The organism is Corynebacterium sp. HMSC08A12 (assembly GCF_001807485.1).
GTDB lineage: Bacteria > Actinomycetota > Actinomycetes > Mycobacteriales > Mycobacteriaceae > Corynebacterium > Corynebacterium evansiae.
Map to the genome: position 1 here is coordinate 19577 of NZ_KV789190.1, position 14907 is coordinate 34483.

General features: G+C 66.0%; 13 protein-coding genes and 1 other RNA gene. 11 read left to right on the forward strand and 3 right to left on the reverse strand.

From position 1 onward, the window contains the following. Positions 1–192: 192 nt before the first annotated feature. The gene (locus HMPREF3166_RS08885) at positions 193–711 is read right to left on the reverse strand and encodes a low molecular weight protein-tyrosine-phosphatase (protein ID WP_141741158.1); all 519 of its coding nucleotides are present in this window, start codon (positions 709–711) and stop codon (positions 193–195) included. A gap of 77 nt (positions 712–788) precedes the next feature. Continuing rightward, positions 789–1505, reverse strand: a complete 717-nt coding sequence (locus tag HMPREF3166_RS08890) for an HAD hydrolase-like protein (protein ID WP_035006198.1) — start codon at positions 1503–1505, stop codon at positions 789–791. Between the two features lie 119 nt (positions 1506–1624). Here HMPREF3166_RS08890 and HMPREF3166_RS08895 point away from each other — a divergent pair, with 119 nt between their 5' ends. The 9 genes from HMPREF3166_RS08895 (at position 1625) to HMPREF3166_RS08935 (ending at position 8955) form a co-directional block, all read left to right on the forward strand. After that, positions 1625–2779 (forward strand): Nif3-like dinuclear metal center hexameric protein, encoded by a 1155-nt coding sequence (locus HMPREF3166_RS08895; RefSeq protein WP_070488834.1) that lies wholly within the window; start codon positions 1625–1627, stop codon positions 2777–2779. A 13-nt stretch (positions 2780–2792) separates the two neighbouring features. Continuing rightward, positions 2793–3539, forward strand: a complete 747-nt coding sequence (locus tag HMPREF3166_RS08900) for a CT398-like coiled coil hairpin domain-containing protein (protein ID WP_070488837.1) — start codon at positions 2793–2795, stop codon at positions 3537–3539. Between the two features lie 44 nt (positions 3540–3583). Then, complete coding sequence (locus HMPREF3166_RS08905; protein ID WP_371327274.1) at positions 3584–4981, forward strand: bifunctional RNase H/acid phosphatase; 1398 nt, start codon at positions 3584–3586, stop codon at positions 4979–4981. A gap of 13 nt (positions 4982–4994) precedes the next feature. After that, an RNA gene (gene rnpB / locus HMPREF3166_RS08910) (RNase P RNA component class A) lies at positions 4995–5459 on the forward strand. Between the two features lie 105 nt (positions 5460–5564). Further along, positions 5565–7157: an RNB domain-containing ribonuclease gene (locus HMPREF3166_RS08915; protein WP_070488840.1), complete on the forward strand. Its 1593-nt coding sequence runs from the start codon at positions 5565–5567 to the stop codon at positions 7155–7157. A 38-nt stretch (positions 7158–7195) separates the two neighbouring features. Next, a complete protein-coding gene (locus HMPREF3166_RS08920) occupies positions 7196–7384 on the forward strand; it encodes an SPOR domain-containing protein (RefSeq protein ID WP_011273294.1) in 189 nt (62 codons plus the stop codon). After that, positions 7374–7772, forward strand: a complete 399-nt coding sequence (locus tag HMPREF3166_RS08925) for a YidH family protein (protein WP_070488843.1) — start codon at positions 7374–7376, stop codon at positions 7770–7772. Before HMPREF3166_RS08920 ends, HMPREF3166_RS08925 begins: the two co-directional genes overlap by 11 nt. Before the next feature lie 36 nt (positions 7773–7808). Then, positions 7809–8162, forward strand: coding sequence for a DUF202 domain-containing protein (locus tag HMPREF3166_RS08930; RefSeq protein ID WP_239316887.1), 354 nt, complete (start codon positions 7809–7811; stop codon positions 8160–8162). Between the two features lie 100 nt (positions 8163–8262). Continuing rightward, on the forward strand, positions 8263–8955 hold the full coding sequence (locus tag HMPREF3166_RS08935; RefSeq protein ID WP_070488846.1) for a hypothetical protein: 693 nt from the start codon (positions 8263–8265) through the stop codon (positions 8953–8955). A 331-nt stretch (positions 8956–9286) separates the two neighbouring features. Here the strand turns inward: HMPREF3166_RS08935 and panB are convergent, their stop codons facing one another. Beyond that, positions 9287–10147 (reverse strand): 3-methyl-2-oxobutanoate hydroxymethyltransferase, encoded by an 861-nt coding sequence (panB, locus tag HMPREF3166_RS08940; RefSeq protein ID WP_070488849.1) that lies wholly within the window; start codon positions 10145–10147, stop codon positions 9287–9289. A 136-nt stretch (positions 10148–10283) separates the two neighbouring features. Between panB and HMPREF3166_RS08945 the strand changes: the two genes are divergently transcribed. Beyond that, positions 10284–11621 (forward strand): glutamine synthetase family protein, encoded by a 1338-nt coding sequence (locus HMPREF3166_RS08945; protein ID WP_070488852.1) that lies wholly within the window; start codon positions 10284–10286, stop codon positions 11619–11621. A 76-nt stretch (positions 11622–11697) separates the two neighbouring features. Further along, positions 11698–14832, forward strand: a complete 3135-nt coding sequence (locus HMPREF3166_RS08950; RefSeq protein WP_070488855.1) for a bifunctional [glutamine synthetase] adenylyltransferase/[glutamine synthetase]-adenylyl-L-tyrosine phosphorylase — start codon at positions 11698–11700, stop codon at positions 14830–14832. Positions 14833–14907: the final 75 nt, after the last annotated feature.

Consider the following 14907-nt stretch of genomic DNA (forward strand, 5'->3'; position numbering starts at 1 on the left):
CTTTTCCGACATTTAGGTGCCAGCGGTGGCGTCTGGAGGCCTTGCGGGCCCGATGTTGTGCAACTTTTCCGACATTTAGGTGCCAGCGGTGGCGTTTTGAGGTCTGCGCGGACGCTGTTCTGCAACTCTGCCGAGCAGTGAGCAGCGGAAAGGCCTCCGGCCCCAGCTATCCCGGCGCCCGCGCCCGCGGGACTAACGCCCCAGCTGCTCCCGCACGTACTCCACGATGCCCGGTACGGCGGCCTCAATCTGCTGCCCGACCTCGGTAAAGTCCGAGCGGTGGCCATAGTATGGGTCGGCGACTTCGGCACCGGCGGGGGAGTTGGCGTCAAAGCTACGGAACAACCGAATGCGCTCCGGGGCAACACCCGCGCTGCGCAACCCGCGCACATGCCCGTCGTCCATGGCCAGGAAGAGGTCGGCGCCCAAATGCGCAGGTCCGAGCTGTGCCGCGCGGTGCGCCGTGCCGTCGTAGCCCAATGACGCCAACTCATCCACCGCCCGACCATCAGCGCCGTCGCCGATGTGCCAGCCGCCGAGTCCGCAGGAGTTCAGGGTCACGGGTGCGTCGGCGGAAGCGGGCGCGTCGGCAGCATCGGTGGCGGGGGAGTGGCTGGTGGCGATGCCGGCATCCTCGAGGCCGGCGCGCAGAATCACCTCGCCCATCGGGGAGCGGCAGATGTTGCCCGTGCATACGACAGTGATGTGCATTGAGTTCCTTTCAGTTATTCAAGGACTTGCGGTTCGGGACTGCATTGCGCTGGTGCAGCGCTGGCAGCGCAGCCCGGCTAGCCCTCGTTTGCCCAGCGCTGCACCAGTGCGTCCAGCTCCTCGAGCGTGTCCACGCTGTAGGCGGCCTTGGCGTGCTCTTCCTCGGAACCGTAGCCCCAGCCAACCAGCACCGTGGGGATGCCGGACTGTGCGGCGCCCTCCACGTCGTGGATGCGGTCGCCGATCAGCAACATCTTCGTCGGGTCGAGGGCCTGCAGGCCTTCCTCGGCGCTCATGTGAGCCAGGAATTCCCGCACCTCGGGAGCCTCTTTCAGCTGCTCCAGCGCGTACTCAATCACGGCAGCCTTGGACCGGCGGGTGCCATCCTCCTGGGCCGCGCCGAGTACCGCGAAGTACTTCAGCATGTCGTGTTCGCGCAGGATCCGCTCCGCCGACACCTCGGACTTCGACGTCGCCGTGGATAGAATAATGCCCTCGCTCGACCACTTCTCCAGCAGGTCGCGCATGCCAGGGAACGGGGTGGCTTCCTTCCAGCGCCCGTTTTCCTGGTCCGAGAGGTACGTGTCAAAAACCTTCTGCAGCAGCTCGCCTTCCAGGCCAATGTCCCGCAGGGTCTCCACCATCGGCGGGCCGGGGATCTCGCGCACGCGCTCCTCGGGAGGCACCGGCACCCCGTGTGCCTCCAGGGCGTTTACAAAGCTGGCGCGGATGCCGGGGTAGCTATCCATCAGCGTTCCGTCTACGTCTACAAGCAGAATTGGTAAATCTCGCACTCCTCCAGTGTGTCAGATCTGGCTAGGCTGGGTGGAGCATGCAGCCAGCCGAGCGAGCAGCTGGGCTGGCAGCCGAGCCAGCCGCAAAGCAAGCAGCAAGCAGTACCCCAGGAGAATCCGTGCCAGAGCCATCTACCAACCCCGCCGCGAACCAAACCACCGTCGCCGACGTCGTCGCCGCCCTGGAGGCCGCCTACCCGCCCCACCTCGCGGAATCCTGGGACGCGGTCGGCCTGATCTGTGGCGACCCCGCCGAGCCCGCGGACAAGGTCGCCTTCGCCCTGGACTGCACCGACACCGTCGTGGATGCCGCCATCGCCCAGGGTGCGCAGATGCTCGTGGTCCACCACCCGCTGCTGCTCCGCGGCGTCACCGCCGTGCCCGCCAACTCCCCGAAGGGCCGCATCGTCCACAAGCTGATCCGCAACGGCATCGCCCTATTCGCCGCGCACACCAACGCCGATTCCGCCCGCCCCGGCGTGAACGATCGCCTGGCCGAACTCCTCGGCGTCACCCCGGGTGCACCTCTGCGTCCGATTCCTTCCGGCACCGACAAGTGGGGCTTCACCGTCCCTCTTAGTGACGCCCCCACGGTGAAATCCGCCATCTTCTCCGCAGGCGGTGGCGCGCAGGGCGACTATGAGCAGGCCTGCTTCGAGTTCTCCGTGACCGGCCAGTTCCTGCCGACGGAAGGCGCGAATCCGCACCTTGGCGCTGTCGGGGAGGTCGAGACGGTCGAGGAGGTTCGCATCGAGTTCGTAGCCCCCGCCGCGAAGCGGGAAGCCATCCGTTCAGCCCTCATCAAGGCCCATCCTTATGAGGAGCCGGCCTACGACTGCGTGGAAACCTCCCTGCCCACGCCCGCCGACCAGCAGCTGGGTATCGGGCGCGTCGGCGAGCTGGATACTCCAATGACCCTGCGGGAGTTCACCGCCCGCGTAGCCGAGCGCCTGCCCACCACCGAATGGGGCGTGCGTGCAGCCGGGGACCCCGATGCCATGATCCGCACCGTCGCCGTCGCCAGCGGCGCCGGCGACAGCTTCCTCGGTCAGGTCGCAAAGATGGACGTGGACTGCTTCGTCACCTCCGACCTGCGCCACCACCCGGTGGATGAGCACCTGCGCATGGGCGGATGCGCGGTCATCGATACCGCCCACTGGGCTAGTGAGTTTCCGTGGTGTTTCCAGGCGGAAGGCGTCATTAAGAAGGCAACGAAGGCACAGACCACAGTGATCGACGTGCGCACCGACCCGTGGACCGTGCACGAAAAATAGGAGGACAACTGCGATGCGCTGGACGACCGACGACCGAAAGAACCTGGCAGACCTAGCACGCGACCAGGAGGAGCTGGGTATCGCGCAGGCGCGGCTGGACTCCCTGCCGGAGCAGGCGAAGCTGGAGGAGCTGCAGGCTCAAAAGCGCGAGGAGCGCCGCCAGCAGGTGCTGAACAACGCGCAGGTCAGGAGCGACCAGGCCTCCCTGATGCGCCTGCGCCAGGACGTGGCGAAGCTCAAGGAGCGCGAGCGGGCGAATATCGCGGGGCTGAACTCGCAGACCGACCCCGAGCGGCGGCGCGACCTGAAGCACGACCTGCGCAGCACCCGCGACCGGCTGAAGGACCTGGAGGGGCGGCTGGAACGCTCCGTGAAGGTGCAGTCGATGTTCAGCGGGGCCAACTCCGCCGCCGACGAAGCCGACGACCAGACGCATGCGCAGATCGACGAGGACATCGCCGCAGCACAGACCAACCTGGACCGCGCGACCAACGCCCTGGAGGCCGACATTTCCGCCATCAAGGCCCGGCTGACCCAGCGCCGGACGGCACTGGAAGACACGAACGCGGAGCTGCTGAACGCCTACGACCAGCAGCTCGCCGAGCACGGGGTGGGTGCCGCGCCGTTGAAGGGGCGGACGTGCCAGGCGTGCTTCATGGAGCTGGACCCGCTGTCGCTGAGGGAGATCGACGAGCTGGCCGCAGACGGCAGCGGGGAAGTGCCGCGGTGCCCTGAATGTAATGTCCTGCTGCTGCGATAGAGTGGCCTGAAGACGACAGAACGAGGGCCAAGACAGGGTGATGAATGATGCGCTTAGACGTGGAATGCGACGGAGGATCCCGCGGTAACCCGGGCATCGCCGGCTGCGGCAGTTCGGTCCTGGAGGGTGACCAGGAAGTAGCCGCACGCTGGGAGTTCATTGCCAAGGCTACGAATAATGTGGCGGAGTACCAGGGGCTCATCAACGCCCTGGAGCTGGCCATTGAGGTGGCGAAAATGCGTGGGGTCGCCGCCGCGGATCTGGAGATCCAGGTGCGCATGGATTCCAAACTCGTCGTCGAGCAGATGAGCGGCCGCTGGAAGATCAAGCACCCTGACATGAAGCCCCTGGCCGCGCGGGTGAAGGAACTCGAGGCGACCCTCGCCGCCGTTACCTACAACTGGGTGCCGCGCGCGCAGAATAAGCGCGCCGACGAACTGGCCAATCGCGCTATGGATGATGGGGTTGGGGGTCGCTGGTTTGATGACGCCCTCTCGTTCCAAACCGCCGCCGACTCAGTCGAGGCCGGCGGGGGTGCCGCGCCGGGGTTCGCGGGTGCTGCGGGGGCTTCAGGCGCTGCGGGCAATGAGAGCAAGGGCGCGGCGGCCACCGGCGCGGCGGCCGTGACCGATGCCGCGAGCGCGCCGGAGTGGCACCCCGGCGGGAACCCGACCCGACTGTGGGTGCTGCGGCACGGGCAGACGGTGATGAGCGTGCAGAAGCAGTTCTCCGGGCTCTCCGACCCGGAGCTGACCTCCCACGGGCGTGAGCAGGCCCGCCGGGCGGCGGCCTACGTGGCCGGGCAGCTGGCAGGCGGCGCGGGTGACAACGCTGGTGCAGGAAGCAGCGCTGGCCCGGTGGCGATCTACAGCTCCCCACTGAAGCGCACCCGCCAGACCGCGGAGGCCGTGGCCGAGGCACTCGCGGAGGCCGCAGCGGTCGGCGGTTCCAGCAGCGCCGGTGGCCCTGGCGCCGCCAAGCCGCGCGTCCACGTGACCGAGGCCCTGATCGAGATGAACTTCGGAGATTGGGAAGGTCGCACCTTCGCCGAGGTCATGGACGAATTCCCCCTCGAGCATGACGCCTGCTTCTGGGACAGCGCCGCCGCCCCCAGCGGAGGCGAAAGCCCCGATGACGTGCTCGCGCGCGTGCGCCCCTTCCTCCGCGACGTGGCTCGCAACCACCCAGGCGAGGACGTCGTGCTGGTCAGCCACGTCACTCCCATCAAATCCATTCTGCGCCACGCCCTCTGCGCAAGCGGCGCACTGTACCGCACGCTGCACCTGGACCTGGCAGGCTTGAGCGTCATCGAAATCTTCCCGGATGGCTCGAATGGTTCCGGGGGAGAAGTGGGCGTCAATAACAAGGGCAGCAACAAGGACAGCGCCGTGGTGCGAAGGGTCAACGATACGCACTTCCTCGATGGAGAAACCGTGCGCTAAAGTTAAGCCTTGTCGAGACGGCCGGGCGATCGCGGCGCGCGGAACCACCCCGCACACGGGGCAGGCCGGGCGCGGAGGAAAGTCCGGACTCCACAGGGCAACGGTGGTTGCTAACAGCAACCCGGGGCGACCCGCGGGAACAGTGCCACAGAAAACAAACCGCCCGCCACGCGCGGGTAAGGGTGAAAAGGTGCGGTAAGAGCGCACCAGCACCCCAGGCGACTGGGGTGGCTAGGTAAACCCCACCGGGAGCAAGGTCAAGGTGCCCGCACGCGCGCCATCCCAGATGGTGCACAAGCGTGCGGCGTAGCTCTAGGGCTGCCCGCCCAACAATGAGCAGGTAGGCCGCTTGAAGCCACCAGCAATGGTGGGCTCAGATGGATGATCGCCTCGTCCCACGCCTTCTTCGCGTGCCCTCGCGGTGCTGCGGAGTGGGCGGAGGATAGGACAGAATCCGGCTCATAGGTCGTCTCGGCGCAAAAATTTCTTCTGGGGGGTCCGGCTTGGGTGCCGGTTTCCGGCGTGGCCGGGCGTACGGCTGGGTGCGTGGCCGGGGCGGGGCGGTTGTGCCACTCTTGAAGGCATGAAACTTTTCGCCGCCGAGCTGAACTTCCGCGCCATCGCCGAGGAGTTCCAACTGCCGGAACGCTTCCCGGAGGACGTCCACGCCGACGCACTGCAGGCCACCGACCGGCACGCCGACCAGCGCCGCGACCTGCGGGATATTCCGTTCGTGACGATCGACCCGGCGGGTTCGATGGACCTGGATCAGGCGGTGAACATCCAGGACGCGCCGGGCACGGCTGGTGCTGGCGCGGGTGCGGACGATGCTGGCGATGCGACTGACGGAGCTGGCGAAGGCGCCGCCCGGTGGCGCGTGCTGTACGCCATCGCGGACGTTGGCGCTTTCGTGGATCCGGCCGGGCCGCTGATGGCGGAATCCCTGCAACGCGGCCAGACGATGTACCTGCCGGACGAGCCGACCCGCCTGCACCCGGCGGAGCTTTCGGAGGGCAGTGCCTCGCTGCTGCCCGACCAGACCCGCCCCGCCGTGGTGTGGGATATTCTGCTGCGCGACGACGGCGAGGTCGCGGATTTCACCGTGTACCGCGCGCTGATCCGCTCCGTGAAGCGCTTCGACTACACCGAAGTGGAGGCGGACATGCACGGCGGCACGTTGCACCCCGCCATCGCCCAGCTGCCGGAGGTTGGCCGGGCGCGCCAGCGCTCTGATCTGCGGCGTAAGGCTATCAACCTGCGTTTGCCCTCGATCTCCGTGGAGCGCACCCAGTCCGAGGACGGCACCGAGCGCTACCTGCTGGGCATCGACGAGCGCCAGGAGATGAACGACTTCAACTCCGAGCTGTCCCTGCTGGCCGGCATGTGCGCCGGCGAGATGATGGTGCGCGCGGGCGTGGGTATCCTGCGCACCCTGCCGCCCGCCGGGGACAAGGAGATCGCCGCCTTCGACCACTCCGCGCACGCCTTGGGGTTCGATCGCTCCGGCCGCCCGATCGGGGAATTGCTCGCTGATATTGACGCCTCCACGCCGCGTGGCATGGCACTCATGCGTGACGCGCAGAGTCTTCTGCGCGGGGCGGGGTATCAGCAGTTCGGCCTGGCTGGCGGGGGTGCCGAGGCTGCCGAGCCTGAACCCGCTGGCGCAGGCGGCGCGGACAGCGAGAAGCCAGCTGGCGCGGACGGCGCGTGCGAGGGTGCCGGCGGTGCAGACGGTGCGGAGACTGAGCCCAGCATCCACGCTGGCATCGGCGGCCACTACGCTCACGTCACCGCGCCCCTGCGCCGACTGGTGGACCGCTTCGCCACGGAGATCTGCCTGGCGATCGCCAGCTCCCAGCCCATCCCGGAGTGGGTGACCGCCAACGTCGACCAGGTTCTCGGCACCATGAAATCCAGCGGCCAGACGGCCAGCGCCGTCGACCGCGCCTGCCTGAAACTCACCGAGGCGGTCGTCCTGCAACCGTGGGTAGGTCAGAACTTCAACGCGACGGTGCTTAACAGCGACGGCGGAGACAAGGCGAAAATCCTGGTCGAGGAGCCGCCCATCTTGACGACTTGTGTGGGCGGCCCAGACGAGGCGTCAACAATTAAAGTAACCCTGATCGAAGCCGAACCCGCAGCGCGGAAGGTACGTTTCGCCTGGCCGGCCGATTAGGCAGGGGGCTGTCCGGTGCGTGTGGTACACATGAGCCTATGAGCGAAAATGATGCGCAGAAGTGGTACTACGACACGAAGACCGGCCAGGTGAGCCAGGGCAAGGACAGCGCGTGGGATAGCCGCATGGGGCCATACGACTCGCGCGAGGAGGCCGAGGCCGCCATCGAGACCGCGCAGCAGCGCACCAAGGAGGCCGAGGAGTACGACGCGGAAGATGACGACTAAGGACTCGGAGCGCTCGTGGCTGGCGCGCACCCTGCTGCCGGAGGGGAAAGAGCCGGACCCGCGCTTCACCCTGGCGAACGAGCGTACTTTCCTGGCGTGGATCCGCACTAGCCTGGCGTTTCTGGCTGGCGGGGTGGCGCTGGAGGCGTTCCGTTCGCCGAACGTTCCCGAGCATCTGTGGAGCGCCGCGGCCGTGCTGGTGCTGATCGTCGGCATGCTGATCGGCCTGGGGGCGGCGGTGCGGTGGCTGCGCGTGGAGCGTGCCATGCGGACCGGGAAGGCTCTGCCGGTGCCCGCGATCGTGCCCTTCCTGGCGGGCGTGGCCGTGGTGGCTTGCGCGGTCGTGCTGGGGTTTGTGATCTTCGGCGACTTTGGGATGGAGCTGTAAGTGACGCGCCGGGAGGTGCGTGGGGCTGCGCGGGAGGTGCCACGCCAGAGTGCGCGTGGGGTGCCCGAGCGCCCGCACTCTGACCTGGGACTTCAACCGGAGCGCACCAGCCTGTCGTGGCAGCGCACCTTGCTGGCGTTGTTGGTCGTCAGCGCGATGCTGTTCCGGTGGATCGGCCGCTACGGCGTGATCGTCCTGCCCGCCGCGGGAGTTTTAGTGCTGCTCGCGGCGCTCATTCTGCTGACCCAAAGGCGCCGCTACCTGCGCTTTAGCGCCGGTCTGCGCGCCGAACGCCTCACCGCGAACGTCGGCTCGGTCGTCGCGGTGACTGCGGCAGTCTTGATCTGCGGATTGGTCGCCGCCATCTTCGTTATTCTGGACGCCATCTAACCCCAACCGCCCAGCACTGTTGTACTGTCCTAAGTGTTGATCAAACGCGCAGTTCAAGGCAGGTCACTATGTGCAGGCGTAACAAAGGGGCAAAAAGCGTGTGGACGTAGATGTTTTCTATCGGACTTTTGACGTCTCTGATGTTGCCCCAGGGGCTAATGTTTTAGATCTCATCTTTCACGGGTTGATACTCTTTACTGTTCTGTCCGGCATTATGGCCTGGGTGGCAATCATCATTTTGATTTCCAGATCGATTTGGAGAAAAAAGAATCCCGGCAGAAAATCCCGTATGTGGGTAGTTTTCTTTGCTCTGTCCTTTTCGATATACGTGATTTCTATTCCGTTGTCCTTCAAATTAGTGCTGTTCCCGGGTGAAATATCCTCCAGGATCTACACCCTGGATAAATACGGTAACGGAAGGGCGGTTCCAATGGTGACGGAAAATTCCCCAATAAATACCGTGAGAGTGGATTACGAAAAGAAGACCTTTTTGGAGAAGTACCATCGAGAGGTTCTAGACGCTTTGTCTAGTGACCCAGAGCTAATGCAGTATGACCTTGTGGGATGTAGGGGGCAGGGGGATGATAAGCATGAGAAGTCAATCTTTTGCGGCGGCTATGTGGATTCCGGTGTTTATGCTGTTAAGGGAGGGAAAGAGTTTACGTTAAATCCCCATTTTCATTTTGGGGAGAGGCCAGAATCGATTCGAGAAAGGAAAGGGATGGGTTTGGAAAACTCGCCTGGCGGCGGCATGGCGGTTCGGCTGTCGGTTTACATTTCTGAGCAAAGCTAGTGGTGGCTGACGGTGGCTGGCGTGGGCTCGTGGCGGCCTGGGCGTGGTGACTGGAGGTGGCTGGCGCGCTAAATGTCGTTAAAGTGGGAATACGTTACTGGCAACGATTGCAGACACTGTAAAGGTGTAGGTCAGGAGAGTTTCAGCTTCTGGAACAATTTTTACGGGAAGACGAATTCCCACTTTAACGACATTTAGCGTTTTGGGAAGGGGTGCCAGCCCGCCCGGAAGGGGTCAGAGTGAACCGTGGGGCTGGTGTGGCGCGGTGGAAGGAGGGGCGGGCAGCAGGGAGCCAGGGCGGGCAGCAGGGAGCCAGCCCAATCCAGCAGGGCTAGAAGCAGTGCTCCTGCGCCGGGAACTCGCCTTCAGCAACCTCTCGCTTGTAGGCGGCCGCGGCGGCGGTCAGGTCCGAACCCACCGAAGCCCACTGCTTAGCGAAGCGCGGACGGTGCCCACCGGCCGGGAACGCAGCCATGTCGTGCCACACCAGAACCTGCCCATCGCAGTCCGGACCTGCGCCAATGCCAATCGTCGGGATGTCCAGCTCCTTAGTCACGGAAGCCGCCACGTCCGCGGGCACCATCTCCAGCACAACCATGTCGGCACCGGCTTCTTGCACGGCGCGGGCGTCGGCCAGCAGCTGCTCTGCGCCAGCCCCGCGGCCCTGCACCTTGAAACCGCCCAGCTGGTTGACGGACTGCGGAGTAAAGCCGATGTGCGCGCACACGGAGATACCGGCGTCAGTAATAGCGCGAATGCGATCCGCAATCCGCACCCCGCCTTCGATCTTCACCGCGTGCGCGCCCGTGCGATGCAGCATCTCGGTGGCGGCCTTCACGGCCTGCTCATCCGAAGCCTCATAGGTGCCGAAGGGCAGGTCAGCGACCACGGCGGCATTACCGGCGCCGCGGACGACGGCGGCTGTCAGGTAGACCATCTCGTCCATGCTGATGCGCTGGGTGGCGTCGTAACCAAACACCACATTCGCGGCAGAATCGCCGACCAGCATGATCTCCACGCCCGCCTCGGCGAACGCGACGGCGGTGGAGTAGTCGTAGGCGGTCAGCATCGCGAACGGCTCGCCCGTGCCCTTGCGCGCCTTCAGGTCGGCGATGCGCACCTTCTTGGTGGGGACCAGGTAGCCGTTGGGGGTGGAGCCGGATGTTCCAGATGTTGCAGTCATGCTGTTCATTCTAGGTGACGCCCATAGCTCCAACCGCTCAACCTTCGACTAGTGCAAACGGGGGGGCGCGGGCGGGCGCGAACGGGGGCGCAGCCTAGTGCAAACGGGGGGCGCAGCCGGGCAGGGAACTTCTACAATGGGGGATATGAATCGCCAACAGGAATATGTTCTGCGCACGCTGGAAGAACGCGACATCCGCTTCGTTCGCCTTTGGTTCACGGATATCCAGGGGTACCTCAAGTCCGTGGCGGTGGTGCCAGCGGAGTTAGAGGGGGCTTTCCAGGAGGGCATCGGCTTCGACGGGTCGGCGATTGAGGGGTTTTCCCGCATCGCGGAGTCGGACACGATCGCGCAGCCGGACCCGTCGACGTTCCAGATCTTCCCATTCAAATCGGATACGGGTGAGCTGTCGGCGCGCATGTTCTGCGACATTGCGATGCCGGATGGCACCCCTTCGTGGGCGGACCCGCGGCAGGTGCTGCGCCGCCAGATGAAGGCCGCAGCGGACCAGGGATTCAGTTGCTATGTCCACCCGGAGATTGAGTTCTTCCTGGTCAAGGAGCTGGAGACCGAGGGGTATCCGCCGGTGCCGACGGATAACGGCGGCTACTTCGACCAGGCGGTCACTGACGACGCGCCGGCTTTCCGCGCCCACGCGATCAGCGCGCTGGAGCACATGGGCATTTCCGTGGAGTTCTCGCACCACGAGAACGCGCCGGGGCAGCAGGAGATCGACCTGCGCTACGCCGACGCCCTGACGATGGCGGATAACGTGATGACCTTCCGCTACCTGATTAAGCAGGTAGCCCGCCGCAACGGCGTGGCCGCCACGTTCATGCCTAAGCCCTTCCACGAGCACGCGGGTTCGGCGATGCACACCCACATGTCCCTGTTCGAGGGGGAGAGCAATGCTTTCCACGACCCGGATGACGAGCTGCGCCTGTCGGGTACTGCGAAGTCCTTCATTGCGGGCATTCTGGAGCACGCCCCGGAGATCACGGCGGTGACGAACCAGTGGGTGAACTCCTACAAGCGCATTACCTCCGGCGATGAGGCTCCGCGTGCGGCGGCGTGGGGTGCGTCGAACCGCTCGGCGATGGTGCGCCTGCCGATGTACACGCAGAACAAGGCGGCTTCCCGCCGCGTGGAGGTCCGCTCGCCGGATAGCGCCTGCAACCCGTACCTGGCTTATTCGGTGCTGCTGGCCGCAGGTTTGAAGGGCATCGAGGAGGGCTACGAGCTGCCCAACCCGGCGGAGGAGGATGTTTCCCGTATGACCCGCCGCGAGCGCATCGCCGCAGGTTACAAGGATCTGCCCTCGGATCTGAACAGCGCCCTGCGGGAGATGGAGCGTTCCGAGCTGGTTGCCGATGCTCTCGGCGAGCATGTGTTCGAGTTCTTCCTGCGCAATAAGTGGCGCGAGTGGTACGAGTACCAGTCGCAGATCACGCCGTGGGAGCTGCGGAACAACCTGTCCTTCTAGTCGCCTAGTCTGCGGCTCCCCCCCGCATTTCCACCCCTCCCACTACTTCCTAGAGTTCCAGGAGCACCTTCACCCTATGACCCGCCCTCGCAGTTCGCGTTCCTCCGTGCCAACCGCCCGCACCCTGGGCCTGACTCACCCCAAGGCGCAGGAGGACCTTGAGCAGCTCGGCTGGGTGGATGCCGAGCACGCGGAGCAGATGTGGATACTTGCCTCGACGGGCGACCCGGACCTGGCGCTGAACAACCTCATTCGCCTGGTGGAGGCGCTCGACCGCGCGGACGCCGCGGACTCCGCCGGCACGGCCGCTGGCGCCGGAAGCGGTAGCGGCTCTGGCAGCACCGGCAGCAGCACCGGCAGTGCAGGCACCAGCGCCGAGCTGCTGACGCGCGTCAACGAATCCCGCCAGTTCGCCGTCCGGCTGCTCAGCCTGTTCGGCGCGTCGTCCATGCTGGGCGACCACATCGTCGCCAACCCGGCGGAGTGGAAGCAGCTCGAAAACGGCATGCCCTCGGCCGAGGAAATGATGGAGCTTATGCTCGGCAGCGTCTCGGCAACCCCCGTTGAAGGCTCGGGCGAGCGGGTGTTTCGGGCGGGCGTCACAGGCTCAGAGGCCGATGACGCAATGCGCCGAACCTACCGCACCATCCTCGCGCGCATCGCCGCCGTCGACGTCGCGGGCACCTTCGTGCAGCGCGGCGAGGAGTCGGCCGAGCCCGTCGAGTTCGAGTTAGTTTCCCGCCGACTCTCTGACGCGGCAGACGCCGCGCTGACCGCCGCCCTGGCCGTCGCGTGCGCGCAGGTGTACGAGCCGGAAGAGCAGCCCGCCCGCCTTGCCGTGCTGGCCATGGGCAAGTGCGGCGCGCAGGAGCTGAACTACATCTCCGACGTGGACGTCATCTTCGTCGCCGAACCCGCCGACCCGAAGGCCACCCGCTGGGCGGGCGAGTTCATCAACATCGGCAGCCGCGTGTTCTTCGAGGTAGACGCCGCCCTGCGCCCCGAAGGCAAAAGCGGTGCCCTGGTGCGCACCCTGGAATCGCACGTGAAGTACTACAACCGCTGGGCCGAAACGTGGGAGTTCCAAGCACAGCTGAAGGCACGCCCCATGACCGGCGACCTGGAGCTAGGCCAGGAGTACGTCGACGCGCTGGCAGCGAAGGTATGGTCGGCCGCCGAACGCGAGGACTTCGTGCACGACGTGCAGGCCATGCGCCGCCGGGTGATCGAGAACATCCCGGATGACATCCGCGCCCGCGAGCTGAAACTGGGCCCTGGCGGACTGCGCGACATCGAGTTCGCCGTCCAGCTGCTGCAGATGGTGCACGGGCGCACGGACGAATCGCTGCGCACTCGCTCCACCGTCGCCTCGCTGCGCGCCCTGGCCAAGGGCGGCTACATCGGCCGCGCGGACTGCCAGAACCTGCAGGAAAACTATGCCTTCATGCGCCTGTTGGAGCACCGCCTGCAGCTGCAGCGCCTGAAGCGTACGCACACCCTGCCGCCGAAGGAGGACAAGGCCGCCCGCGTGTGGCTGGGCCGCACCTCCGGCTGCCGCCCAGAGGGCACCAAGACCATGGACGAGCAGCTGGCGGCAGACGTCAAGCGCGTGAGCCTGGAGATCAGCCAGCTGCATTCGAAGCTGTTCTACCGCCCGCTGCTGTCCTCCGTGGCAGCGATGCAAGCCGACACGATCCGCCTGTCGCCGGAGGCCGCGAAGCGCCAGCTGGCCGCCCTGGGCTACGCCTACCCGGACCGTGCCTTCGAGCACCTAAGCGCCCTGGCCGCGGGCAGCAGCCGCAAGGCCAAGCTGCAGGCCATCATCCTGCCCACGCTGCTGGAATGGCTGGGGGAGACGGTCGACCCGGACGCTGGCCTGCTGAACTACCGCAAGCTCTCGGAGGCCGCGCACGACTACAGCTGGTTCCTGCGCCTGCTGCGCGATGAGAACATCGTGGGCAAGCGCCTCATGCACATCCTGGGCACCTCGCCCTATGTCGCCGAGCTGTTCCTTAATTCCGTGGATTCGGTGAAGATCCTGTCCGACGGCGCCACCGGCCCGAAGTTCCTGGAGCGCGAACCGCAGGTCGTCACCCACTCCCTGGTTGCAGCCGCCGGCCGCCACCGCCACCCGGATAAAGCCATCGCTGTCGCCCGTTCGTTGCGCCGCGCGGAGCTGGCCCGCATCGCCGCCGCCGACTTGCTTGGCTTCATGGACGTGGAGCAGGTCTGCGTTTCCCTGTCCTGGGTGTGGGACGCGGTGCTGGAGGCCGCCCTGCGCGCCGAGATTCGCTTCTGGGAGGACGAGAATGTGGCCAACGCGCCGGCGCGCATCACCGTTATCGGCATGGGGCGGTTGGGCGGTGCGGAGCTCGGGTATGGTTCTGACGCCGACGTGATGTTTGTCGCCCAGCCTGTCGAAGGCGCGGACGAATCAGAGGCGCTGAAGTGGGCCACGAGCATTTGCGACACGGTGCGAACGCGCCTGGGAAGGCCCAGCCAGGATCCGCCCCTGGACGTAGACATTGACCTGCGCCCGGAGGGGCGCAACGGCCCGGTCGTCCGCACGCTGGATTCCTACCGCCGCTACTACAAGGAATGGGGCGAGACGTGGGAGATGCAGGCCTTGCTGCGCGCCACGTGGATCGCGGGCGACAAGGACCTGGGCATCGAGTTCCTGCGCATGATCGACGATTTCCGCTACCCGCCGGGAGGTGTGGACGACAAGGTCGTCCAGGAGGTTCGCCGCATGAAGGCGCGAGTGGATGCCGAGCGCCTGCCGCGCGGCGCGGACCGCAAGACGCACACCAAGCTGGGCCGTGGCGCCCTGACGGACGTGGAGTGGACCGTGCAGCTGCTCACCATGCAGCACGGGGACGACGCGGATAACCTGCGCAACACCTCCACCCTGGAAACCCTGCGCGAGCTCGCCAGCGGCGAGTATATCGCCGAATCCGATGCGGAGATTCTGCGCGATGCCTGGATCACCGCCACCATCGCCCGCAACGCGATTGTGTTGGTCAAGGGCAAGCGGAAGGATCAGCTGCCCAGCCACGGCGACCAGCTGCGCCACGTTGCGGCTGCCGCCCACTGGCCGCCAGAGCAGGCCCAGGAGTTCCTGGACGACTACCTGAAGAAGACCCGCAAGGCCCACCGCGTGGTGGACCGGGTGTTCTGGGGCGAGGACGTCGGCATCGACTACGGCGGCTAGGCCCCGCGGCCGGAGCTGCCAGCGGGCGAAGCGTCCGGAGCTGCGTGCCGCCAGCGGCCGGAGCCGCTCGCCGCT

What these genes read in the sequence shown, in the direction of transcription:
- HMPREF3166_RS08885 (WP_141741158.1), bottom strand. Translation starts at nt 711, where the DNA reads ATGCACATCACTGTCGTATGCACGGGCAACATCTGCCGCTCCCCGATG.
- HMPREF3166_RS08900 (WP_070488837.1), top strand. Translation starts at nt 2,793, where the DNA reads ATGCGCTGGACGACCGACGACCGAAAGAACCTGGCAGACCTAGCACGC.
- HMPREF3166_RS08905 (WP_371327274.1), top strand. Translation starts at nt 3,584, where the DNA reads ATGATGCGCTTAGACGTGGAATGCGACGGAGGATCCCGCGGTAACCCG.
- HMPREF3166_RS08915 (WP_070488840.1), top strand. Translation starts at nt 5,565, where the DNA reads ATGAAACTTTTCGCCGCCGAGCTGAACTTCCGCGCCATCGCCGAGGAG.
- HMPREF3166_RS08920 (WP_011273294.1), top strand. Translation starts at nt 7,196, where the DNA reads ATGAGCGAAAATGATGCGCAGAAGTGGTACTACGACACGAAGACCGGC.
- HMPREF3166_RS08925 (WP_070488843.1), top strand. Translation starts at nt 7,374, where the DNA reads ATGACGACTAAGGACTCGGAGCGCTCGTGGCTGGCGCGCACCCTGCTG.
- panB (WP_070488849.1), bottom strand. Translation starts at nt 10,147, where the DNA reads ATGAACAGCATGACTGCAACATCTGGAACATCCGGCTCCACCCCCAAC.
- HMPREF3166_RS08945 (WP_070488852.1), top strand. Translation starts at nt 10,284, where the DNA reads ATGAATCGCCAACAGGAATATGTTCTGCGCACGCTGGAAGAACGCGAC.
- HMPREF3166_RS08950 (WP_070488855.1), top strand. Translation starts at nt 11,698, where the DNA reads ATGACCCGCCCTCGCAGTTCGCGTTCCTCCGTGCCAACCGCCCGCACC.